General features: G+C 61.9%; 15 protein-coding genes and 1 rRNA gene. 6 read left to right on the forward strand and 10 right to left on the reverse strand.

Translation table 11 applies throughout. The annotated features are described in order from the left end of the window. Positions 1-62: 62 nt before the first annotated feature. The 3 genes from AC26AR_RS14405 to AC26AR_RS14415 form a co-directional block, all read right to left on the reverse strand. Positions 63-1,603: ribosomal RNA gene (locus AC26AR_RS14405) — 16S ribosomal RNA — on the reverse strand. Between the two features lie 547 nt (positions 1,604-2,150). Next, positions 2,151-3,119, reverse strand: coding sequence for a uroporphyrinogen-III C-methyltransferase (gene cobA / locus AC26AR_RS14410; protein ID WP_488107248.1), 969 nt, complete (start codon positions 3,117-3,119; stop codon positions 2,151-2,153). Further along, the gene (locus tag AC26AR_RS14415) at positions 3,088-5,937 is read right to left on the reverse strand and encodes a nitrate reductase (RefSeq protein ID WP_488107249.1); all 2,850 of its coding nucleotides are present in this window, start codon (positions 5,935-5,937) and stop codon (positions 3,088-3,090) included. The genes cobA and AC26AR_RS14415 overlap by 32 nt, the downstream gene beginning before the upstream one ends. Positions 5,938-6,727: 790 nt before the next feature. Between AC26AR_RS14415 and AC26AR_RS14420 the strand changes: the two genes are divergently transcribed. From AC26AR_RS14420 to nirD, 3 genes are read left to right on the forward strand one after another with little or no spacing between them, the layout of a single operon-like run. After that, the gene (locus AC26AR_RS14420) at positions 6,728-8,140 is read left to right on the forward strand and encodes an NAD(P)/FAD-dependent oxidoreductase (protein ID WP_488107250.1); all 1,413 of its coding nucleotides are present in this window, start codon (positions 6,728-6,730) and stop codon (positions 8,138-8,140) included. After that, complete coding sequence (gene nirB / locus AC26AR_RS14425) at positions 8,137-10,791, forward strand: nitrite reductase large subunit NirB (protein ID WP_488107251.1); 2,655 nt, start codon at positions 8,137-8,139, stop codon at positions 10,789-10,791. Before AC26AR_RS14420 ends, nirB begins: the two co-directional genes overlap by 4 nt. After that, a complete protein-coding gene (gene nirD, locus AC26AR_RS14430; RefSeq protein ID WP_488107252.1) occupies positions 10,788-11,234 on the forward strand; it encodes a nitrite reductase small subunit NirD in 447 nt (148 codons plus the stop codon). The genes nirB and nirD overlap by 4 nt, the downstream gene beginning before the upstream one ends. A 462-nt stretch (positions 11,235-11,696) precedes the next feature. Here nirD and AC26AR_RS14435 read toward each other — a convergent pair whose 3' ends face one another. The 6 genes from AC26AR_RS14435 to AC26AR_RS14460 form a co-directional block, all read right to left on the reverse strand. Then, positions 11,697-12,626, reverse strand: a complete 930-nt coding sequence (locus AC26AR_RS14435) for a branched-chain amino acid ABC transporter permease (protein WP_218015173.1) — start codon at positions 12,624-12,626, stop codon at positions 11,697-11,699. A 73-nt stretch (positions 12,627-12,699) separates the two neighbouring features. Continuing rightward, positions 12,700-13,587 carry a branched-chain amino acid ABC transporter permease gene (locus AC26AR_RS14440; RefSeq protein ID WP_176494279.1) on the reverse strand — a complete coding sequence of 296 codons (888 nt, stop codon included), beginning with the start codon at positions 13,585-13,587 and terminating at the stop codon, positions 12,700-12,702. Positions 13,588-13,694: 107 nt separating this feature from the next. Further along, positions 13,695-14,876, reverse strand: coding sequence for an ABC transporter substrate-binding protein (locus tag AC26AR_RS14445; protein WP_488107911.1), 1,182 nt, complete (start codon positions 14,874-14,876; stop codon positions 13,695-13,697). Positions 14,877-15,105: 229 nt separating this feature from the next. Beyond that, on the reverse strand, positions 15,106-15,909 hold the full coding sequence (locus tag AC26AR_RS14450) for an ABC transporter ATP-binding protein (RefSeq protein ID WP_488107253.1): 804 nt from the start codon (positions 15,907-15,909) through the stop codon (positions 15,106-15,108). Beyond that, the gene (locus tag AC26AR_RS14455) at positions 15,906-16,739 is read right to left on the reverse strand and encodes an ABC transporter ATP-binding protein (RefSeq protein ID WP_488107254.1); all 834 of its coding nucleotides are present in this window, start codon (positions 16,737-16,739) and stop codon (positions 15,906-15,908) included. Before AC26AR_RS14455 ends, AC26AR_RS14450 begins: the two co-directional genes overlap by 4 nt. Before the next feature lie 478 nt (positions 16,740-17,217). Then, positions 17,218-18,600, reverse strand: coding sequence for an L-serine ammonia-lyase (locus tag AC26AR_RS14460; RefSeq protein ID WP_077378125.1), 1,383 nt, complete (start codon positions 18,598-18,600; stop codon positions 17,218-17,220). 216 nt (positions 18,601-18,816) lie between these two features. Between AC26AR_RS14460 and AC26AR_RS14465 the strand changes: the two genes are divergently transcribed. From AC26AR_RS14465 to AC26AR_RS14475, 3 genes are all read left to right on the forward strand, one after another. Beyond that, on the forward strand, positions 18,817-19,791 hold the full coding sequence (locus AC26AR_RS14465) for a LysR substrate-binding domain-containing protein (protein WP_077378122.1): 975 nt from the start codon (positions 18,817-18,819) through the stop codon (positions 19,789-19,791). Between the two features lie 147 nt (positions 19,792-19,938). After that, on the forward strand, positions 19,939-20,673 hold the full coding sequence (locus tag AC26AR_RS14470; RefSeq protein ID WP_157109420.1) for a hypothetical protein: 735 nt from the start codon (positions 19,939-19,941) through the stop codon (positions 20,671-20,673). A gap of 274 nt (positions 20,674-20,947) precedes the next feature. Then, complete coding sequence (locus AC26AR_RS14475; RefSeq protein WP_077378119.1) at positions 20,948-21,274, forward strand: S24/S26 family peptidase; 327 nt, start codon at positions 20,948-20,950, stop codon at positions 21,272-21,274. A 162-nt stretch (positions 21,275-21,436) separates the two neighbouring features. Here the strand turns inward: AC26AR_RS14475 and rpoD are convergent, their stop codons facing one another. Next, the gene (gene rpoD, locus AC26AR_RS14480) at positions 21,437-23,275 is read right to left on the reverse strand and encodes an RNA polymerase sigma factor RpoD (RefSeq protein WP_084207866.1); all 1,839 of its coding nucleotides are present in this window, start codon (positions 23,273-23,275) and stop codon (positions 21,437-21,439) included. Positions 23,276-23,527 lie beyond the last annotated feature (252 nt).

The raw sequence follows: 23,527 nt of genomic DNA on the forward strand, positions 1-23,527 counted from the left end.
ATAAACTAACTTGATCAGGTAATTCGTTGTGAGCACTTGCCGCGAGCAGTAGACAGTGTCGATAAGGAGGTGATCCAGCCCCAGGTTCCCCTAGGGCTACCTTGTTACGACTTCACCCCAGTCATGAACCACACCGTGGTGATCGCCCTCCCGAAGGTTAGGCTAACCACTTCTGGTGCAGTCCACTCCCATGGTGTGACGGGCGGTGTGTACAAGGCCCGGGAACGTATTCACCGTGGCATTCTGATCCACGATTACTAGCGATTCCGACTTCATGGAGTCGAGTTGCAGACTCCAATCCGGACTGAGGCAAGCTTTATGGGATTGGCTCCACGTCGCCGTATTGCAACCCTTTGTACTTGCCATTGTAGCACGTGTGTAGCCCTACCCGTAAGGGCCATGATGACTTGACGTCGTCCCCACCTTCCTCCGGTTTGTCACCGGCAGTCTCCTTAGAGTTCCCGACATTACTCGCTGGCAAATAAGGATAGGGGTTGCGCTCGTTACGGGACTTAACCCAACATTTCACAACACGAGCTGACGACAGCCATGCAGCACCTGTCTCAGAGTTCCCGAAGGCACCAATCCATCTCTGGAAAGTCCTCTGGATGTCAAGGGTAGGTAAGGTTCTTCGCGTTGCATCGAATTAAACCACATGCTCCACCGCTTGTGCGGGCCCCCGTCAATTCATTTGAGTTTTAACCTTGCGGCCGTACTCCCCAGGCGGTCAACTTATTGCGTTAGCTGCGCCACTAAGTCCTCAAGGGACCCAACGGCTAGTTGACATCGTTTACGGCGTGGACTACCAGGGTATCTAATCCTGTTTGCTACCCACGCTTTCGCACCTCAGTGTCAGTGTCAGTCCAGAAGGCCGCCTTCGCCACTGGTATTCCTCCCGATCTCTACGCATTTCACCGCTACACCGGGAATTCTACCTTCCTCTCCTGCACTCTAGCCAAGCAGTTCCAGATGCCGTTCCCAGGTTGAGCCCGGGGCTTTCACACCTGGCTGACTTAGCCACCTACGCGCGCTTTACGCCCAGTAATTCCGATTAACGCTTGCACCCTCCGTATTACCGCGGCTGCTGGCACGGAGTTAGCCGGTGCTTCTTCTGCGAGTGATGTCTTTCCTCGGGAGTATTAATCCCGAAGCGTTCTTCCTCGCTGAAAGTGCTTTACAACCCGAAGGCCTTCTTCACACACGCGGCATGGCTGGATCAGGCTTTCGCCCATTGTCCAATATTCCCCACTGCTGCCTCCCGTAGGAGTCTGGGCCGTGTCTCAGTCCCAGTGTGGCTGATCATCCTCTCAGACCAGCTACGGATCGTCGCCTTGGTGAGCCGTTACCTCACCAACAAGCTAATCCGACATGGGCTCATCCGATAGCGCAAGGTCCGAAGATCCCCTGCTTTCTCCCGTAGGACGTATGCGGTATTAGCCTGAGTTTCCCCAGGTTGTCCCCCACTATCGGGCAGATTCCCATGCATTACTCACCCGTCCGCCGCTCGACGCCTTCTAGCAAGCTAGAATCGTTTCCGCTCGACTTGCATGTGTTAAGCCTGCCGCCAGCGTTCAATCTGAGCCATGATCAAACTCTTCAGTTGAAAGCTTGATAGTCTGTTAAGCAGACCAAACTTGGTTCAGAGTCAAACTTCTCGTGAGAGGCTTGCTCCGATATTTGGTGACCTTGTCACCACTCATCGGCAAGCGCTCACACGAATTACCTGATCAAATTTTTAAAGAGCGTCGCTGTTAAGCGAGGAGGCATATTCTATCCGGAACGCTTGAGAAGTCAAGCACTTGATGATGAGTCAATCGACTGCCTCTAAGCATCATCCAGCGGTGAGGAGCGTTGCTCGATCACCTGTCCCGTAAGGAGTGCGGCGTATTCTAGCGAATCGCCCGGGATTGTCAATCGATGATTTGGAAGCGGACTTCAAAAACATCAAACAAAACAATCACCTGCAAACCTCTTTCACCGCTGGTAACGCCATGCGTCCCCGGCAGCGGATGCGTACTTTACGCATTCACCGGCCTGGTTTCAAGGCCTTGTGGATAAAAGATTCATCCACATGCCCTCCAGGACGACTCCCCTTCTGACCCCGTGACAAGACTGGCCACCTTGCAGCCGCCTCGGCGCGGCTGATCTTGTCAGGCGACACGCGCTTCGCGCTCTGAGGAATGTGCCATGGCCGCAGCCATCATGAGGTCTCGCCCCGCTGCCATCTCGCATACGCTGCCCACGATGATCAGGCAGGGTGTCGGCAGCGGGCGTTCTGCCAGACGAGCCACCATGTCACCCAAGGTGCCGTGCAAGGCCTGCTGCTCGGGGAGGCTCGCATTGGCCACCAGCATCATCGGCCAGTCTGACGGCAGACCATGGCGCTGCAGCTCATCACAGATGGTGTCGAGGCGATTCAGCCCCATATAGAAGAGCAACGTTTCATCCCGGCGTGCCAGCTGCTGCCATTCGGGCTGGTCATTCCGGTTGCACAGCTGGGCGGTCACAAATCGCAGCCGCTGAGCATGAGCCCTGTCGGTGAGCGGCATGCCCAGCGAAGCTGCCGCACCGGCGGCCGCGGTGATGCCGGGAACGACATGACGGGTGATGCCAGCCTCATCAAGTGCCGCCAGCTCTTCTCCCATGCGACCGAAGATACCGGGATCCCCGCCCTTGAGCCTGACCACACGCATACCCTCCTTGGCCAGACGCACCATCAGCGCGCCGATCTCGTCCTGGGGTACGCTGTGATTGCCGCAGGCCTTGCCGACGTAATAGCGCTCACAGTGCATCGGGAGCTGAGCCAGAATCTCGTCACCGACCAGGCGATCATAGACCACGGCATCCGCTGCATTGAGCATTCTCCAGGCCTTGAGCGTCATCAGATCCGGATCCCCCGGCCCGGCTCCGACCAACGCGACCTGCCCCGGAAGAAGCCCGTCCCAGGCAGGCGTGATGGCCCCGGCATCAGCCCGTGATGGTGCCTGTCCGCCAATGGCACGCCACTCGCGACGCGACAGCAAGCCTTCCGTCAGCCGTGCCATGGAGATGCCGAGGGTTGCTGAATTGATGCTCGATGCCATCAGATCACGCCATTTCCAACGAATCAGTCCGCTCATCGGATCGCTCCTCTTCCACAAGACGTTTGAGTTCAGGCAGGCAGGAGCCACAGCGAGTGCCGCAGGCCAATCGCGCCCCCAATGCTTCCACGCAACGGTCACCCGACTGGATAGCCTGCCGAATCGTGAGTTCGCCGACCTGATGGCAGGCGCATACCATCGTCCCGACATCCGCCTGACCAGAGAGGCGTCCGGCGAGGAGACTGCGACGCTCAAGTGCGGAAAGCTGGTCAGAGGCGAAACATTCCCCCAGCCAGGCGATGTTGGGCTGTCGGTCGGAGCGTGCCGCGCCAGCGGTGACCTTCAACCACCAGATCAGCCGTCCCTCACGAAAACCTGCGGCACTGATGCCTCCCTGTGCCACATCCTGTGCCCAGAGCCCCGCCTGAACACTCAGATGCCTTTCACACCAGAGCGCCCAATCCGGCTGCCCTTCCCCTGCCAGCTGATAGCGCACCAATGTCGCCTGCGGGATGCGCGCCCAATAGCATCCCTCGAGCTCTGTCATCGCGCCTGCAAGATCTTCATGCCCACCCCATACGCCAGGGGCGATCAGCAAGGTGGCCTGCCATTCACAGGGCAATGGCATGACATCGACCGCGCCATGCTTGGATTCCGGCTGACCGGAGAAAGGATCGACCAGGCCGGCCAGCAACGCCCCGGCGCGCCCGTGACTGGCGAAGTGATCATTCCAGTGCATGGGGATGAACACCTCACCCTGACGCTGGCCATGACTGATACGCACACGCGCACGATAGTCGCCACGCACGCTCCCCTGCTCATCACGCCCTGCAAGCTGCGCCAGAGCCCCGTCCTGCAGGCCGCGAGCCGCGGCATCCTGCGGGTGAAGCTCCACGAAGGGTTCGGCGCGATGATTCATCAGGCGCGCGCTGCGCGCAGTCCGTGTCATGGTGTGCCACTGATCACGAATGCGACCGGTATTGAGGCGCAGCGGTGTCGCATCACTCAGCGCCTGATGCGGCCATTGCGGGGTCACGGGCACCAGCCGCGCGCGACCATTCGGCGTATTGAAGGTGGCATCCTCGAACAACCGCAATGTGCCGATGAGCTCCCCCTTTTCACCACGCCGTACCGGCCATTGAATCGGTCTGAGCGCGTCATAGCCCTCGCGATCCAGCTCGGCCAGCGGCGCGATGTTGAACAGCCGCCTGATCGAGGAAGCCGCCAGAGGCTTGCTGCCCGCCTTGTGACGTGGCGCGACGTTGCGGAAGCCGGACAACCTGGCGTGCTCGCGGAAGATCGCGTGGGGCCCCGAGTAGCCAAATGCCGCCTGGTACCCCATGCGCTTGCCGACCTCCGCCAGCTGCCACCAGTCGTGACGTGCCTCGCCCGGCGGTGCGAGCAATCCACGCTGACGCGAGATGCAGCGCTCGGAATTGGTGACGGTGCCATCCTTCTCGCTCCAGCTGCTGGCCGGCAACACCACATCGGCATACGCCAGGGTGTCGCTGTCCGCCATGCACTCGGAGACGATCACCAGCGGACAGGCCGCCAGCGCCGCACGTACGCGCGTACTGTCCGGCAGACTGACCGCCGGATTGGTCGCCATGATCCATAGCGCCTGTATCTCTCCACGCTCGATCGCCGCGAACAGTTCGACCGCCTTGTGCCCCGGCCCCTGAGGGATATTCGGGGCGTTCCAGAATTCACCGACCAGCTCCCGCGCGCCCGGCGTCTCGTAGTCCATGTGTGCCGCCAGCTGATTGGCCAGTCCACCGACTTCCCGGCCGCCCATCGCGTTGGGCTGTCCGGTGATCGAGAACGGTCCCGCCCCCGGCAGCCCGAGCTTGCCCCCGGCCAGATGGCAATTGATGATCGCATTGCCCTTGTCGGTACCGCTGGTCGATTGGTTCACACCCTGGGAGAACAGCGTCACCACATGCAACTGGGTCGCGAACCAGTAATAGAAAGTCTCGAGACGCTCCACATCGACATCACAGTCACGCGCGATTGCCGCCAGCGAGCAGTCTTCCCGCCTTGCCGCCTTGAGCGCCGCATCGAAGCCCTGGGTGTGCGCCTTCAGATAGAGGCGATCCAGGCGTCCGCGATCTGCCATGTAGGCCAGCAGACCATTGAAGAGACGCGCATCACTGCCGGGACGCAGGCCAAGATAGAGATCGGCTATCTCGCAGCTGTCGGTCACCCGGGGGTCGATCACCACGATTCGCAGCAATGGATTGTCGATACGCGCCTGCTTGAGCCGCTGAAACAGCACCGGATGGTTCCAGGCCAGATTGCTGCCGACCAGCACGACCAGCTCGGCACGCTCGAGGTCCTCGTAACTGCAGGGCACGGCGTCCGCTCCGAAGGCACGCTTGTGAGCCACGACGGCCGAGGCCATGCACAGTCGCGAATTGGTATCCAGATGAGGGGTACCGATGAAGCCCTTGAACAGCTTGTTGGCGACGTAATAGTCCTCGGTCAGCAGCTGCCCCGAGAGATAGGCGGCGATGCTTTCTCCGCCATGCGTCCTGCTCAGATCAGCAAAGCGTGCGGCGATCAGGTCCAGCGCCGTCTCCCAGCTCACCTCTCGCAATACCCCGGCCTCATCACGCACCTGCGGCATCGTCAGACGCCCATCGGCCGACAGCGTCTCGGCAAGCGCGGAGCCCTTGACGCAGAGCCGGCCATGATTGGCCGGATGCGCGACATCACCACTCAACGACACGATGCGCACATTGTCCTGGTCCTGCTCAAGCTCGACCGCCACACCACATCCGACACCGCAATACGGGCAGGTGGTAGTGGCACGACATCTAGCAGGTTGCGGGGCGTCTGGGGGATTCCTGACTTGCATCGACATCACTCCCTGGTGCATTGAGCACAGAACGTTGACCACGAAAAAGGCGCCTGACGACCGAGCACGAAGCGTGCGGTCATCAGGCGCCTTTGCCTGTTGCTGATATCTGTTCACTGACTAGGTATCTGACCCGGTTCGGGTCATCGCGCGGACTGACTGATCAAGCCGCCATTGGCCGGATGTAATGCCCGACGTCATTGCTGACGCGAACATGGATCCCTCAGTCATGTCTGCACATGAATGCGGTAAAAGAGGCAGATACCAGACCAATCATTTCTCTTTCTCTTTGATAACAGCAACTTGCACCATTCAGTCTCACCAGTCTGTCGACAGAAGCCGCAAGACCCTGCCGCTCACTCCGCCTTGTCGCACCAGCCCTGTGCATCCTTGAGACTTCCTGCACCATTCCCTCACGACAGGCGGCTCCCATGGCGCCTCAAGCCACTCGAAAACACCTGACCCTCGACATCGAAATACTCACAAACCAATGAAAGTTGGTGGTTTTTCCTCAGACGGCACCAAATTCGCTGTATTCCTGACAGGTTGGGTCAATGACGACCCCGAATCGCAGGTCTCGCCGCGCATCCATGCGGATGCACGGCAGCCAACGGTCCGCCAGACCTGCCGCAGTCCCGAGTGACAGCCGTATCGTCGCGCAGCACTGCAACTCGCTATCCAATGCTTAGCCCTCATCTTCCAGGCAAAGGCGCCTGCTTGACGTCGTGAACTTCACGGCGGCAAGCAGGCGCTTTTTTTTGCACTCGATATCCCATCGCAAGGAGGCAGCATGCATCCGTCATCTTCCACCGGCGACACGACCCCGTCCCTGATCATCATCGGTCATGGCATGGCGGCGCAGAAGCTGCTGGAGCAACTGGTCGCGCTGTCACCTGATCGCCAGCTCCCTTGGGCAGTCACGGTGATCGGTGAAGAGCCTCACCTGCCCTACAACCGCATTCAGCTCTCCCCACTATTGGCGGGCGAGACACAAGCCGATGACCTGATCAGCCAGCAGGCCGACTGGTTCTCGCTGCATGGCATCACACGGATCAGCGGTGATCCCGCCTGTCAGATCGACCGCGCCGCCCGCTGTGTCGAGACCGCCAGCGGTCGCCGCATTCCCTATCAGCGTCTGGTGATCGCCACGGGGTCACGCCCGGCGCTGCCACTGCCGCTCCCCGCTCACCTGCCTCAGGCACTGGATGCCAATGATTGGCCACCGGGACTGATGGGCTTTCGTGACCTCAGGGATGTCGAGCAGATGCAGGCCGCCTGTCGCACCGGAGCCGGTCACGACGGCAATGCCCTGGTGATCGGCGGCGGCCTACTGGGGCTCGAAGCCGCCGAAGGACTGCGCAAGCGCGGACTGGCGGTGACCCTGATCCAGCGCAGCGAGCGACTGATGAATCGTCAGCTGGATGACGTGGCCGCTGGCTTGCTGGAGCAGGAGCTGAGCGAGCGCGGCCTCGAGATCATCACCGACGCGCATCTTGAGCAATGGCTCGAAACGCCGAAGGGCCGCATCACTGGCGTGCGTCTCAAGGATGGCCGTGAACTGCACGCCGGACTGACCATCGCCGCCACTGGCATCCGCCCCGAGATAACGCTTGCGCGTGCTGCCGGCCTGGCCTGCCAGCGCGCCGTCCAGGTCGATGGCCACCTGCTCACGAGCGATCCGCACATTCTCGCGCTGGGCGAATGCTGTGAGGTAGAGGGCGAGACCTTCGGTCTGATCGAGCCCATCTGGGCACAGATCGAGGTGCTCGCACGCCATCTTCTTGAGCAAGCGACCCCGCCCTATCGCAATGCCCCTCTGGCGACCCGCCTCAAGGTCAGCGGTATCGACCTCTACAGCTGCGGCGAGCTGATGCCACATCCCACTGACGAGGTGCTGGTCTATCAGGACCACGCCCTGGGTGACTACCGCCGACTATTGCTGCGCGATGAGCGTCTGGTCGGCGTGGTGCTCTACGGCGATGTCAGTGCCGGCAACGCGCTGTTCGAAGCCCTCAAGGCAGGCACGCCACTGACAGCGATTCGTGACGACCTGCTGCTCATGCCCGCACAAGCGCTGGCACAACTGGACGAGACACCCTCTGGCCCACCGAATGACCCCGGCGGCAGAGCGACCCACCAGAACACTGCATCTCAACATCCTGATCGCGACACCACCCCTGACACCTTCGAGGAGGCCGCATGAAACACCTGATCATCATCGGCAATGGCATGGTAGGCCATCATTGCGTCGAGCAGCTGATCGCGCTGGGCGCCACCGCGCACTACCAGATTCATGTCTTCGGCGAAGAGCGCCACATCGCCTACGACCGCGTACATCTCTCGGAGTACTTCACCGGACGCGATGCCGATTCTCTCGCGCTCGGCAGCGTGGAGGATTACGCCAGCGCCGGTATCACGCTGCACCTCGAGGAGTGCGTCACGGCGATCGATCGCGACGGCGGCCATGTCATCACTCCCCAAGGGCGCTATCCCTACGACAGCCTGGTGCTGGCCACCGGCTCCACGCCTTTCGTGCCGCCCATCCAGGGCCTTGGCGAGCCAGGCAGCGAGGCCGCCGCCAGCAATCGGCTGGTCTACCGCACCCTGGAAGACCTCGACCAGATACGCGCCGCTGCCGACGGCAAGACGCGTGGCGTGGTGGTCGGTGGCGGCCTGCTGGGACTTGAGGCCGCCAACGCCCTCAAGTCACTCGGTCTGGAGGCGCATGTGGTCGAATTCGCGCCACGCCTGATGCCGGTGCAGCTGGATGAGGATGGCGGCCTGGCACTCAAGCAACACATCACTGCGCTGGGCGTGGGAGTGCACCTCAATCGCGCCACCACCGACATCGTGCCCGGCGAGGAGTACCAGTGGCGGATGAATTTCTCCGACGGTGAGCATCTGGAAGCGGATCTGATCGTGTTTTCCGCCGGCATCCGTCCTCAGGATGCACTGGCACGCAGCGCCAGCCTCGAGATCGGCGAGCGCGGCGGCATCATCATCGATGACGAATGCCGCACCTCGGACCCGGAAATCTTTGCCATCGGCGAGTGCGCCCTGTGGCAATCGCGCATCTTCGGGCTGGTCGCGCCCGGCTATCAGATGGCACGCGGCGTGGCGTCCCTGCTGGCCGCCAGCACAGGCGATGCCACAAGCGATGCGCAGGAGCGCTTCCGCTTCCAGGGCGCCGACATGTCCACCAAGCTCAAGCTGCTGGGGGTGGATGTCGGCTCCATCGGTGACGCCCACGGCAAGAGCGAAGGCGCGATCAGCTATCGTTACTGCGATGAAGCCGAAGGTGTCTATCGACGCCTTGTCGTCTCGCAGGACCGCAAGCAGGTACTGGGCGCGGTGCTGATCGGTGACAACTCGCGCTACGACACCCTGCTGCAGTACGTCACCAATGGCATCACGGCACCCAAGGACCCGGCGGCACTCATCCTGCCGGATGCCAGTGGCGAAGCCATCACGCTGGGCGCGGATGCCCTGCCCGACAGCGCCACGCTGTGCTCCTGCCACAACGTCTCCAAGGGCGATGTCTGCAGCGCCATCGATGACGGCAACAGTGATCTGGGCGCCATCAAGGCCTGCACCAAGGCTAGCACCGGTTGCGGAGGCTGTGCGGCGCTGCTCAAGAAGGTAGTGGATGCCGAGCTGGAAAGTCGTGGCGTCGAGGTCGATCGCTCACTGTGCGAGCACTTCGCGCACACGCGTCAGGAGCTCTACTCGCTGGTGCGCGTCGAAGGCATCCAGACCTTCGCCGAGCTGATGGCCAGCCACGGCCGCCATCCGGATGCCCTGGGCTGCGAGATCTGCAAGCCGGCGGTGGGCTCGATTCTGGCCTCGTGCTGGAACGCGCCGATCACCGAGTCCTCGCACATTCCGCTGCAGGACACCAATGACACCTTCATGGCCAACATGCAGAAGAACGGCACCTACTCCGTGGTGCCACGCATTCCCGGCGGCGAGATCACGCCGGACAAGCTGATCGCCATCGGCGAGATCGGCAAGCGCTACAACCTCTATACCAAGATCACCGGCGGGCAACGCATCGACCTCTTCGGCGCCCAGCTGCATGAACTGCCGGATATCTGGGGTGAATTGATCGCCGCCGGCTTCGAGACCGGCCACGCCTACGGCAAGTCCACCCGTACGGTGAAATCCTGCATCGGCAGCACCTGGTGTCGCTATGGCGTGCAGGACAGCATGGCGATGGCGCTGACGCTGGAAGACCGCTACAAGGGCCTGCGTTCACCGCACAAGCTCAAGTTCGCCGTCTCCGGCTGTACCCGCGAATGCGCCGAGGCCCAGAGCAAGGATGTCGGCGTGATCGCCACCGAGAACGGCTGGAACCTCTACGTCTGCGGCAACGGCGGCATGCGCCCGCGTCACGCGGAGCTGTTCGCGACCGATCTGGATGACGAGACACTGATCCGCACCATCGACCGCTTCCTGATGTTCTACATTCGCACCGCCGATCGCCTGCAGCGCACCTCCGTCTGGCGCGAGGGCCTCGAAGGCGGGCTCGACTATCTGAAGGAGGTGATTCTCGAGGACAGTCTGGGGCTTGGCGAGACCCTCGAGGAGCAGATGCAACAGGTGGTGGACCGCTACGAATGCGAATGGGCCAATGCCCTCAAGAGTCCCGAGAAGCTCAAGCGCTTCCGCCACTACGTGAATGACCAGCGACCCGACCCTGCCGTGGTCAACATCATCGAGCGTGACCAGATACGCCCGGCAAGCCGCGGCGAGCTGATCACCAGTGACGGCGGCTCTCTCGATGAGGGAACGGACTCAGGCATCAGCCTGGCAACAGAACTGACGGCCAACCTGGCCACGGAGGTGCGCTCATGACATCGCCTGCACTCGCTTCCACACCGCTCTCCACAGCGTGCCACACGGCACAGGACACGGCACCTGACACCTCAACCAAGGAGGAGTCGCCACGTCGCTGGGTGACACTCTGTCAGCGCGGGGACCTGGTGCCGGGCTCCGGGATGGCCGCCTGGCTGGAACAGGCCGGCCAGGACTTCCAGATCGCGCTGTTCACGCTACCCTCCAGCGCGGACAGCGACGCCCTCACGCTGTTCGCCATCGACCATCATGATCCGGTATCCGGCGCCAACGTGATCGCCCGCGGTCTGCTGGGCGATCATGCCGGTGAGCCACTGGTGATCTCGCCGCTCTACAAGCAGCGCTATCGACTCAAAGATGGCCAATGCTTGGATGACGAGACGCTCTCGCTTCAGGTGTGGCCGGTTCGCCTCGAGGGGGATGCCGTGCAGATACAGTGCTAGCGGACAGGCCGATGCCTGAAAAGCACATAAGCTATTGATGACGTACGGATATGCTCGAAAAATGGCACATATTTGGTGCACAACCATGCTGCAACGCACCATGATCCGCCCGGCAATGCGCACGCCTCGACTCGCCTGACCGCCACCTGGCAGGCATCTGGCGAAGAGAAAACACTCAAGCTATTGATTTTGAATGACTTGCTAGAAAGCTGGCACCAGGTATGCAATCTATAAAGCGAGATGGCAAATGGCGGCTATCTCGCATGGCGTGCTCATTGCTGAGTCGAGGATCCGGGACCGGCGTATCCCCCTCGATATACAATGGCATTTAAGTCCACCCACTTGGGTGGACTTTTTTTATGCCTGAAGTCATCGGCAAGCCATTGATTTTCTTTGCTTAAGAGCAAAACGCGCCACCCGCACCTTGTTGCTGACCTCGCTTCTCATCCCCACCCTCGCCGCTCATTTTTCTTCCCGCTGCTGACGACGCGCGATCCAGCGTTGGCATTCCCCGATGATGCCGCTGCGGAAGCTGAGCACGCAGACCACGAAGATGGCGCCCAGTATCACGCTGACCCAATCCCCCAGCGCGGACTGCGCCAGCTGATGCTGAAGCCCGATGACCAGCCCGGAACCCACCAGCGGCCCGAGCAGCGTGCCGACACCGCCCAGCAGTGTCATCAGGATCACCTCCCCCGACATGTGCCAGCTGGCATCGCCCAGCGAGGCGAGCTGGAACACCAGCGTCTTGGTCGCTCCCGCAAGGCCCGCCAGCCCCGCCGACAGCACGAAGGCGACCAGCTTGTAGGCATCGGTGTGATAGCCCAGCGAGATGGCACGCGGCTCGTTCTCGCGAATCGCCTTCAGCACCTGACCGAAGGGGGAATGCACCACACGGCGGATCAGGGCAAAGGCCGCCACGAAGATCGCGAACACGACGTAATAGAGCGTGTGGTTGTCCGCCAGATCGAACACGCCGAACAGCTCACCGCGCGGCACGCCATGCAGGCCATCTTCCCCATGGGTGAACGGCGCCTGGATGAAGAAGAAGAACATCATCTGGGCCAGGGCCAGCGTGATCATCGCGAAGTAGATGCCCTGTCGTCGGATGGCCAGCGCCCCGAACAGCGTGCCGAGCACCACGGCCCCCAAGGTGCCGGCCACGATGCCCAGCGCGGGACTCAGGCCCGGATACTCCGCGAGCAGAAAGCCGGTGATGTAGGCACCCGTGGCCAGGAAGGCGGCATGCCCGAAGGACAGTAGCCCCACGAAGCCGAGCAGCAGATTGAAGGCGCTCGCGAACAGCGCGAAGCACAGAATCTTCATCAGAAAGACGGGATAGGCGACCCAGGGCGCCAGCAACCCGAGCAGGAACAGCACGAGATACAGCATGCCCAGCGGGGTGATTCTGCGCGGCGCGCTGCCTGCACGCGCGGCCTGGTGGTCCTGTTGCAGTACGGCCATGTCAGGCCTCCTTTCCGAACAGCCCGGCGGGGCGAAGCATCAAGACCATCACCATCACCACGAAGATCACGGTATTGGCGGCCTCGGGATAGAACACCTTGGTCAGCCCCTCGATCAGCCCCATCGCGAGCCCGGTGAGGATGGCACCGAGAATCGAGCCCATTCCACCGATGACCACCACCGCGAACACCACGATCAGCAGGCTCGAGCCCATGGTCGGCGAGACGGGATACAAGGGTGCGGCCAGCACGCCGGCGAAGGCGGCCAGCGCCACGCCCAGTCCGTAGGTCAGTGACACCATCAAGGGCACATTGATGCCGAAGGCCTGCACCAGCTCAGGATTCTCGGTTCCCGCGCGCAGATAGGCACCGAGACGCGTGCGCTCGATCAGGAACCAGACTCCGAAGCAGACCACCAACGCCGCCACCAGCACCCAGGCGCGGTAGGTGGGCAGGAACATGAAGCTCAGCTTGAAGCCGCCACTCAGCGCCTCGGGGATCGGGTAGCTCGACCCCGAGACACCGAACAGATTCACCAGCGTGCCCTCGAGGATCAGCGCCAGACCGAAGGTCAGCAGCAGGCCATAGAGGTGATCGAGATGCTGGATGCGGCGCAGCAGGAAGCGCTCGACAAGAATGCCCAGCGCCCCCACCACCAGCGGCACCACGATCAGCGCCGCCCAGTAATTGAGCCCCAGATACTGCGCCCCCAGCAGCGCCGCGAAGGCCCCCAGCATGTACTGGGCACCATGCGCGAAGTTGATGATGCGCAACAGACCGAAGATCACCGCCAGCCCCAGACTCAGCAATGCATAGAAGGCACCATTGATCAGCCCCAGCATCAGCTGGCCGAACAGTACCATCAGGGGTATTCCAAGAATCATCGTCATCCGCTCAGTCCTTTTCAGCGCCCACTTGCGTCAGCCGTTCGGCGCTGCCGATCCCGTGATCAGCAGCGCCATGTCATACGTCTCAGCGACTCGACTGACGTTCGCCTTCAGCCCTTGACCAGCTCGCACTGGCTGTCCGCCAGCGGTCGGTAGGCCTCAGCGCCGGGAATGGTGCGGATCACGTCATAGACGTCCCACTCGCCTTGGGACTCGGCGGGCGCCTTGACCTTGACCAGGTACATGTCGTGCACCATGCGCCCATCGGCACGGATGGTGCCGTTGTTGGCGAACATGTCATTGACCGGCGTCTCGCCCATCTTCGCCCGTACGGTGGCGGTGTCATCACTGCCGGTGGCTGCCACCGCATTCAGGTAATGCAGGGTGCTTGAGTAGATGCCGGCCTGGACCATGGTCGGCATGCGCGCATTGCGCTCGTGATAGCGCTGGGACCAGGCACGCGTCTCGTCATTGAGGTCCCAGTACCAGCCGGTGGTGAGCTGCAGCCCCTGCGCGACCTCAAGCCCCAGCGCGTGCACGTCGTTGAGGAAGATCAACAGCCCGGCCAGCGACTGCCCCGACTGCACCACGCCGAACTGACTCGCCGTGGTCAACGCATTGACGGTGTCCGCCCCGGCGTTGGCCAGCCCGACGATCTTGGCGCCGGAACCCTGCGCCTGCAGGATGTAGGAGGAGAAATCACTGGTCGGGAACGGATGACGCACCTTGCCGACGATGCTCCCGCCGTTCTCGGTCACCACCTTTTCCACATCTCCTTCCAGGGCATGACCGAAGGCGTAATCCGCAGTCAGCAGGAACCAGCTGTCGCCGCCTTCATCGACGATGGCCTTGGCCGTGCCATGCGCCAGCGGATAGGTGTCATACACCCAGTGGACATGATTGGGCGTGCAATGCTCATTGGTGATGCTGGAGGCCGCCGAGCCGGAGACGATTCCCAGCGTGTCCTGTTCGGCGAGAATCCGCGTCACCGCGATACTTACCGATGAGGCCACCAGGCCTGCGACCATGTCGACATTCTGCTGATCGATCCAGCCGCGCACCGTATTGGCACCGACATCGGCGCTGTTGCGGTCATCGGCACTCAATACCTCGATCGGCATGCCGTTGACGCTGCCGCCGAAGTCCTCGACCGCCATCTTGAGCGCATCCAGGCCGCCCGGGCCTGCCAGGTCACGATAGGTGCCCGACATGTCGGCCAGATAGCCGATCTTGATCACGCCGTCACTGATATCGGCCTGCGCGATTCCCGCCGACAGCAGTGACCCCATCATGAGCGCGGACAGCGGCCACAGGCGCCGGCGTGTGGCCGCCGTGATGCGACGTGACAACGGTGACGCGACAGGGGTGGCGTTGGATGAAACGGTGGCGTGCATGACATCTCCAGACCGGTTTTACCCGGCAGTATTGTGATTGTTGTGGTGAGACGTACGGACTTCAGATTGGCGAATGCAACGGCGGTGCATGGCGGCAAGCGCGGTGCAGCTCACCCCGACCGGGAGTTCAGACCCCCAGTACCTTGTGCAGATATTCGTGGCGTGCCGGCAGTTCAGCGGCGGAGATCTCCTCAAGAATGGTGCCGTGCTCCATCAGGTAATGGCGGTCGGCCAGTGGTGCGGCAAAGCGGAAGTTCTGCTCGACCAGCACGATGGTCATGCCGCGCGCCTTCAGCATCATCAGCACCTCACCCAGCTTCTGATTGATGACCGGCGCGAGACCCTCGGTGATCTCATCCAGCAACAGCAGGTCGGCCCCGGTTCTCAGGATGCGCGCCAGCGCCAGCATCTGCTGCTCGCCACCGGAGAGGCGCGTGCCCTGGCTGTTGCGCCGCTCATGCAGATTGGGAAACAGCGCGTAGAGCTCATCCAGCGACATGCCCTGATTCTGACCCTGACGCTGGCTCTGACCCTGGCCATGCCCTGCGCCCTTGACCATCGGTGGCAACAGCAGGTTTTCCTCGACACTCAGACTCGAGAAGATGCCACGCTCCTCGGGACAGTAGCCCACACCGAGATGGGCGATGTGATGCGGGGCCAGCTTCATGGTGTCGCGACCCTTGAGAAAGATCCCGCCACTGCGCCGGCCGACCATGTTCATGATCGCGCGCAGCGTGCTGCTGCGGCCGGCACCATTGCGACCCACCAAGGTCACCAGCTCGCCGCGCCGCACCGTCATGTTGACGCCATGCAGCACATGGGACTCGCCATACCAGGCGTTCAGCTCGCGCAGGCAGAGCTGCTCTTGCGGCGTGGCGGAGTCACTCGCAGGGGCCTGACGCTTGGCCGGGCTTTCCAGGATCTCGGTCATGAAACTTCCTCGTGCTGATCCGCTGTGACATCGGTCACCTCGCTGCCCAGATACGCCTCGCGCACCTCGGGGTCGGCCGATACGCTGGCGTAGTCGCCTTCCGCCAGCACGCGTCCGCGCGCCAGCACACTGATGCGGTCACACAGACGACTGACCACGCTCAGGTTGTGCTCGACCATCAGCACCGTGCGCCCACGTGCCGCGACGCGAATCAGCTCGACCACACGGTCTACATCCTCGGCGCCCATGCCCTGGGTCGGCTCATCCAGCAGCATCACCGTCGGCTCCAGTGCCAGCGTGGTGGCGAGCTCCAGCGCACGCTTGCGGCCATAGGGCAGACTGGCCGTCACTCGGCTGGCGTCCTCGCGCAGCCCCACCTCTTCCAGCAGATGCAGCGCCTGCTCATTGAGGCTGTCGAGGCTGCGCTCGGACTTCCAGAAGTGAAACGAGGTGCCCTGTGAGCGCTGCAGTGCCACCCGCACATTCTCGAGCACCGTCATCTGCGCGAAGACTGCGGATATCTGGAAGGAACGCACCAGCCCGAGACGCGCGATCTCATGCGAGCGCATGCGGGTGATCGACTTGCCACGATAGAGAATCTCGCCACGGGTCGCGGGCAGGAACCGGGTCAGCAGGTTGAAGACCGTGGTCTTGCCTGCGCCATTCGGTCCGATGAGCGCATGGATGTGGCCTTCCTGAATCTGCAGATCGACATCATCGACGGCGGTGAAACCACGAAAATCCTTGCTCAGGCCACGTGTCTCGAGAATGGGCGCCGTGGCAGAGGCACCTCCACTGGCGCGCGGTCCCTGAATGGGAGGTGATGGCATGTCGGGTCTCCGTCCCTGTCCGGCAAGCCGGCAGTGTCTGTGCGACAAGGCTGAGTGAAGAGGCGCTGGCGCCGCCCGACAGGGGCGTTGCACTCAGCGCAATTAACGTTAACGTAAACTAGAACACTGCCACTCACGCTGCCAGCCTCATCCCACGTCACTCGACCAATAGCCGATATATCAGTTTCTGCTTGATCATCGACAGGCGCGAAATATCGGGCATGGCGATGCCAGCGGCAGGTGATTGCCGCCAGGGCACGCGCAAGGGGACAATTCCTTGCCAGATATCAGGCGTCGGGTGGTGACGGTCGGTGAAAGAGACGCACAAAAAAGACGCCATCCCGGTCACGGAAATCCGTGCCGAGAGGCGTCAATGAGGGTTGCCGAGCACATGATCTCTGGCCGGAGACCATGCGTTAGCCTCCGAAGATGGCAAGACTTCAGAAGAGAAAAGAGAGCGTCGGAACAGGGAGCCGCATCAGCACTCGATGGCGTTGACGGCGAGCCCGCCCTTGGAGGTTTCCTTGTACTTGTCCTGCATGTCGCGGCCGGTGTCGCGCATGGTGCGGATCGCCTTGTCCAGCGAGACGAAATGATCCCCATCGCCACACATCGCCATCTGGGCGGCATTGATCGCCTTGACCGAGGCAATCGCATTGCGCTCGATGCAGGGAATCTGCACCAGGCCGCCGATCGGGTCACAGGTCAGCCCCAGGTTATGCTCGAGACCGATTTCCGCGGCGTTCTCGACCTGCTCCGGCGTCGCGCCCATCAGCTCGGCAAGGCCGGCCGCCGCCATCGCGCAGGCGGAACCGACCTCGCCCTGACAGCCGACTTCCGCCCCGGAGATGGACGCGTTCTTCTTGCACAGGATGCCCACCGAGGCCGCCGTGAGCAGGAAATCGACCACATCCTCCTCGCGCGCATCCTCCTGGAATTTCATGTAGTAGCTGAGCACCGCCGGAATGATGCCCGCCGCGCCATTGGTCGGCGCGGTGACCATGCGACCACCAGCGGCATTCTCTTCATTGACCGCCAGCGCGAACAGGTTGACCCAATCCATCGCCGAGAAGGTCGAGGTGATGATCGACTTGCTGGACTCCACATCCAGAAGGCGCGCGTGCAGCCGCTTGGCACGCCGCTTGACGTTGAGCCCGCCGGGCAGAATGCCCTCATGGCTGAGGCCGTTGTCGATGCATTCGTTCATCACCTCCCAGATGCGCCACAGACCGCGACGCACCTGAGCTTCGCTGCGCAACGAGCACTCATTGGCCATCATCAGCTCACTGATGCGCATCTTGTGCATGCGACATAGCGCCAGCAGCTCATTGGCGGTATTGAACTCATAGGGAAGGCGCAGGGTTTCGTCTTCCAGCAACGGATCACGCGCCGCTTCCACCTCATCGACCACGAAGCCGCCGCCTACCGAGTAGTAGACATTGCGGTACAGCTCCTCACGGTAGCCATGCGCCACCAGACGCATGGCATTCGGGTGATAGGGCAAGGGCTCGTCGTGCCACTGCATGTCGCGCACCCACACGAAGGGCACCGCGATGCGGTTGTCGAGCAGCAGCGTCTGGGATTCCAGCAGCTCCTCGACGCAGGGCTCGATGATGGTCGGGTCGATGGTCTCGGGCAGCTCGCCCATCAACCCGAGGATGGCAGCCTTGTCGGTGCCATGCCCGACACCGGTCGCGGACAGCGAGCCATGCAGCTGCACCTCGATGCGCGCCACACGCTCGAGCAGATCCCTTGCGCGCAGCGTTTCCACGAATTGTGCGGCAGCGCGCATCGGGCCCACGGTATGCGAGCTGGACGGACCGACACCGACCTTGAAGAGATCAAATACGCTGATGGACATGACGACACCTCATCTCGAATTCCCGCCGAGCCAGTGGCCGTGCGAGTGAATGACGCCATGATGAGGGAGGGGCACCACAGTCACAAACCATAAAAATTGCCCATGGCTTTAGTTTTACTAAACCATACGAGACAAAAACGGCGTAGACTGTGCCGTAAGCGTCATCCCTGTTCAGTCAGCATCCATCTGTCGTCTCTTGCCAGCACGAGTTCCTGCATGCCCAAGCCCTCCGACTCGCCACTCGCCACGCCTCACCCCATCAGCCCACGCCATCTCAATGGCCAGACCCACGCCTGGCTTCAGGTATTCGCCTGTGCGGCTCGGCACGCTTCCTTCACGCGTGCCGCCGAGGAACTGCATGTCACCACGGGTGCAGTCAGCCAGCAGATCAAGCAGCTGGAGGAGCGGCTGGGCTTCAAGCTGTTTCTACGCCGTTCACGCGGGCTGGAACTGACGGGGGAAGGTGCGCGTCTGGCACGCGTGGTGGAGCAGTCCTACGGCGCAGTGGGGCTGGAGGTCAAGCGGCTGCGCAGCGGCCTGATGAGCGGCGTGCTGCGCCTGCGCTCGGTGCCGTCTTTCCTCTCGAAATGGCTGGCACCACGCCTGCCCCGCCTGCAGGCACGCTTCCCGGACATCGAGCTGCACGTACGTGCCGAGGACAGTGACTCACCCTTGCGCGAGGGGGATTTCGAGCTGGCGGTCGACCTCAACGATGGCCACTACCCCGGCATGCAGGTCACGGAGCTGATGGAAGAAGAGATCTTCCCCGTCTGCCACCCCGGCCTGATGCGCGGCCGCCCCCCACTGCGCAATGCTCAGGATCTCGCCTGGTACCCCCTCCTGCATGACGTCACTGCGTGGCGCGGCAGCCACGACCATGCCGAATGGGAATTCTACCTGGCGAGCATCGGCGCACCGGAGGTCAACGTTCAGCGTGGCTATACCTTCAATCGCAATCATCTCTCGATGGAAGCGGCCATCGCCGGCATGGGCGTCGCCATGGCAAGACGCACCCTGATCACCCATGAGCTGAACAGCGGCATCCTGATTGCCCCGTTCGCGGAGCGCGTGCTGACCGGCAAGCGTTACGTCATCGTCCATCCCCACGGCACTCTGGACGATGGCCGTATCCAGGCCGTGCATGACTGGATCGTCGAAGAGGCCGAGCGCGACCGCCTGAGACAGGGATGAGTGATTGATGACGCGACATCGATGCTCAAATGGCACCTCACAGTTTTCTTAAGGCAATATTAACCCGCCACCTTTGCATCGTTATAATGAGCAGGCAAACGACACCCTCACCCTGACAGGCAGTCCATGGACTGTCCGGAGAGTCCCTTGTCTCGCCTGACCTCACAGACACGACACCACCATACCGTCCCGCTGCCCATCAGCGCCGAACAGCCTCTTTATGGTCGCAAGCCGACCTCGCTGTTCATGCAGGCCTGCCTGCGCCTGGCCATCTATGCCCCCGTGGTGGCAGCAATGATGTCGCTGGTAATGCATGATGCCCATCACTTCGGCGATGTCGGCTTCAGCGAAGCCAGCTGGACGGAACACATGCAGAGCACCCTGCTGGCGCTGAGTGCCGCCACCATGTGGCTGGTACATTCACGCCTGCCGGATCTGCGCACCGTCAGCCTGCTGCTGTTCGGCCTGTTCGCAGCGTCATTGATCCGTGAACAGGACGCCATGCTCGATGGCATGCTCGGTGATGGCAGCTGGCAGATCCTGGTCAGCGTGGTCGCGATTCCGGTCATCATCGGCGTATGGCGCCATCGCACCCGCTTCGTGGCCGAGTTCGAACACTTCGGTCGCAGCTTCGCCTTCGGAGTGTTTGGCGCCGGCTTCCTGGCCACCTATGTCTTCTCGCGCCTCTATGGTCGCTCGGAGTTCTGGGAAACCCTGATGGGCAGCGCCTACCTGCGCTCGGTCAAGAATGCTGCCGAGGAAGTCACCGAACTGTTCGGCTACACCTTGATGGCGATCGCCGTGGCCGAAATCGTGCTGCTGGCCATTCGCATGGGTCGCCAGCGCCGTGCCCGACTGCGCGAACTCGACGCCGCACTCTGACGCACATCGCTCCAGTCCCTCTCCAGCGCCGCTGGAACCCCGAGAATCCCGCACGTTCGTGATACCCAAGAAGCCGCTGCTCACCATGAGCCGCGGCTTTTTTTCGGCCCTTGCCCGGCACCAACCCTCCGTCCGGGGATGAGAATGCCTGGACATCAAATGAGAATGATTATATTTTACTAAGCAGTGGATACCCTACAACTATCACCACTGCTCAGGAAAGACACCGACAAGACCCCGACCGTGTCATGCCCTCACCTTCAAGGAGCCTCACATGCGCTGGTTCAACAGCTACCGCCTGCACGGTCATAGTCTTGCCCCCCGCCTCCCGCAGCACAGTCTGGTCATCAGCATGCGCTGGCCTGGACACTGGCCCTTGGCACCGGGTACCACCATCGTGGTGGAACACCCGACGCTGGGACGGCTGATCAAGCATGTAGATCGCATCGACCACCACGGCCGCCTCTGGCTGTACGGAGAGCACCCCGATGGCTTGAGCAGTGAGCAGATGGGCCCGGTGTCCCGCCAGTGCGTCAAGGGACGCGTCATCTTCAGCGTGGCCGCGACCTCATCCTCGCATCAGCTGGGGCATGGAGCCTGACGGCACCACCACTCAGCGCATCGCAAGACGATCATGTCCGCCTGCTATCCACGCCATTCACTCGCGTCCAGAAACGACAACGCCCGCCTCCCATTCGCATGGGGGCGGGCGTTGTGCTGTCAGCGGGGCCAGCGGCTGAACCGTGGCCCCGAACGCTTCAGATCACTCTTCCATGAAGGAACGCAGTGACTCGGAGCGTGACGGGTGACGCAGCTTGCGCAGCGCTTTCGCTTCGATCTGACGGATACGCTCACGGGTGACATCGAACTGCTTGCCGACTTCCTCGAGGGTGTGGTCGGTGTTCATGTCGATACCGAAACGCATGCGCAGCACCTTGGCTTCACGTGCGGTCAGGCCGGACAGGATGCCGCGGGTCGCTTCGATCAGACCTTCGCCGGTGGCGGAGTCGATCGGCGAGACCATGGTGCCGTCCTCGATGAAGTCACCCAGGTGCGAATCATCGTCGTCACCGATCGGCGTCTCCATGGAGATGGGCTCCTTGGCGATCTTGAGCACGCGACGCACCTTGTCTTCCGGCATCTCGAGGCGTTCACCCAGCTCTTCCGGCGTCGGCTCGCGACCCATTTCCTGCAGCATCTGACGCGAGACACGGTTCAGCTTGTTGATGGTCTCGATCATGTGCACCGGAATACGGATGGTGCGCGCCTGATCCGCGATGGAGCGCGTGATCGCCTGACGGATCCACCAGGTGGCGTAGGTCGAGAACTTGTAACCACGACGGTACTCGAACTTGTCCACGGCCTTCATCAGGCCGATGTTGCCTTCCTGGATGAGATCCAGGAACTGCAGGCCACGATTGGTGTACTTCTTGGCGATGGAGATGACCAGACGCAGGTTGGCCTCGACCATTTCCTTCTTGGCACGCCGCGCCTTGGCTTCACCGATCGACAGGCGACGATTGACTTCCTTGAGCTCGCTGACCGGCAGCTGGACCATGTCCTGCTCGAAGGCGATCTTGCGCTGGGCACGCAGCACGTCGGCACGGAACGGCTCGAGCTTGTCGGCGTACTTCTTGCTGCCGCCGATGAAGCCGTCGAACCAGTCCATGTCGGACTCGTGGCCCGGGAATGCCTTGATGAAGCTCTTGCGAGGCACCTTGCCGCGCTTGACGAAGATCTGCAGGATGACCTTTTCCTGCTCGCGCACCTGCTCGACGGACACGCGAACCTGACCGACCAGGCGCTCGAAGTGTTTGGGCACCAGCTTGATCGGCGAGAACAGCTCGGCAAGACGCTCCTGCTCGGCCTTGGCCTCAGGAGAACCTGAACCGTACTTCTCGATGGCGGCCTTGGTCAGATCATTCTGCTCGCGAATCTGCTCGAAGCGCACGCGTGCAAGCTCAGGATCCGGACCACCCTCGGAAGCGGAGTCGTCCTCGTCGTCGTCCTCGCCTTCAGACTCCTCGCCTTCCTCGACTTCCTCGACTTCCTCGACCTCGACTTCAGCGACACCCGGTACGCCTTCATCCGGATCGATGAAACCGGAGAACAGGTCGGACAGACGTCCGCCGTCCTCGCCGAGCGTGCCATCGTAGGCTTCGAGAATGGAGTCGACCGCTCCCGGCAGGAAGGCCAGAGACGACATGACCTCACGCGTGCCTTCCTCGATCCGCTTGGCGATCTTGATCTCGCCTTCACGGGTCAGGAGTTCGACGGTACCCATTTCACGCATGTACATGCGGACCGGGTCGGTCGTGCGTCCCACATCGCTTTCCACCGCGGCGAGAGCAGCGACGGCTTCTTCGGCGGCGGACTCGTCAGTGGAGGAATCAGACATCATCAAGGTATCGGCATCAGGCGCTTCTTCAGCGACCTTGATGCCCATATCGTTGATCATGCTGATGATGTCTTCCACCTGTTCTGGATCAGCGATATCCTCGGGCAGGTGATCGTTGACCTCGGCATAGGTCAGGTAACCCTGTTCCTTGCCGCGCGCGATCAACTCCTTGAGACGCGACTGCTGCTGCGCATTACCAGCCATAGAACCCCTAATCTCGACGAAGAAGAATGAAGCACCTGGACGCGACGCTGCTCAGCGAGTAAGCGCCGGTTAGGGACGAAGAGAGCATCAAGCGCACCAGTATAGCGTGCCATCGGGAGATGCTGCCAGCGGCGTATTTGCCGGACCATCCAGGTGTGTTAGCGTTATCGGTTACGTTGCGGCAGTCCGCATCGGGAACTACCCCATTAGATAGTGTGTGTGAGAGCGTCTTTCAAGGTCAGCCAACGCTTT

It is taken from the genome of Cobetia sp. PS-4MA (assembly GCF_057670765.1).

What these genes read in the sequence shown, in the direction of transcription:
- AC26AR_RS14450 (WP_488107253.1), bottom strand. Translation starts at nt 15,909, where the DNA reads ATGACCGAGATCCTGGAAAGCCCGGCCAAGCGTCAGGCCCCTGCGAGT.
- AC26AR_RS14465 (WP_077378122.1), top strand. Translation starts at nt 18,817, where the DNA reads ATGCCCAAGCCCTCCGACTCGCCACTCGCCACGCCTCACCCCATCAGC.
- AC26AR_RS14475 (WP_077378119.1), top strand. Translation starts at nt 20,948, where the DNA reads ATGCGCTGGTTCAACAGCTACCGCCTGCACGGTCATAGTCTTGCCCCC.
- AC26AR_RS14415 (WP_488107249.1), bottom strand. Translation starts at nt 5,937, where the DNA reads ATGCAAGTCAGGAATCCCCCAGACGCCCCGCAACCTGCTAGATGTCGT.
- AC26AR_RS14455 (WP_488107254.1), bottom strand. Translation starts at nt 16,739, where the DNA reads ATGCCATCACCTCCCATTCAGGGACCGCGCGCCAGTGGAGGTGCCTCT.
- AC26AR_RS14435 (WP_218015173.1), bottom strand. Translation starts at nt 12,626, where the DNA reads ATGCTGTATCTCGTGCTGTTCCTGCTCGGGTTGCTGGCGCCCTGGGTC.
- AC26AR_RS14420 (WP_488107250.1), top strand. Translation starts at nt 6,728, where the DNA reads ATGCATCCGTCATCTTCCACCGGCGACACGACCCCGTCCCTGATCATC.
- cobA (WP_488107248.1), bottom strand. Translation starts at nt 3,119, where the DNA reads ATGAGCGGACTGATTCGTTGGAAATGGCGTGATCTGATGGCATCGAGC.
- nirB (WP_488107251.1), top strand. Translation starts at nt 8,137, where the DNA reads ATGAAACACCTGATCATCATCGGCAATGGCATGGTAGGCCATCATTGC.
- AC26AR_RS14460 (WP_077378125.1), bottom strand. Translation starts at nt 18,600, where the DNA reads ATGTCCATCAGCGTATTTGATCTCTTCAAGGTCGGTGTCGGTCCGTCC.
- AC26AR_RS14440 (WP_176494279.1), bottom strand. Translation starts at nt 13,587, where the DNA reads ATGACGATGATTCTTGGAATACCCCTGATGGTACTGTTCGGCCAGCTG.
- rpoD (WP_084207866.1), bottom strand. Translation starts at nt 23,275, where the DNA reads ATGGCTGGTAATGCGCAGCAGCAGTCGCGTCTCAAGGAGTTGATCGCG.
- nirD (WP_488107252.1), top strand. Translation starts at nt 10,788, where the DNA reads ATGACATCGCCTGCACTCGCTTCCACACCGCTCTCCACAGCGTGCCAC.
- AC26AR_RS14445 (WP_488107911.1), bottom strand. Translation starts at nt 14,876, where the DNA reads ATGATGGGGTCACTGCTGTCGGCGGGAATCGCGCAGGCCGATATCAGT.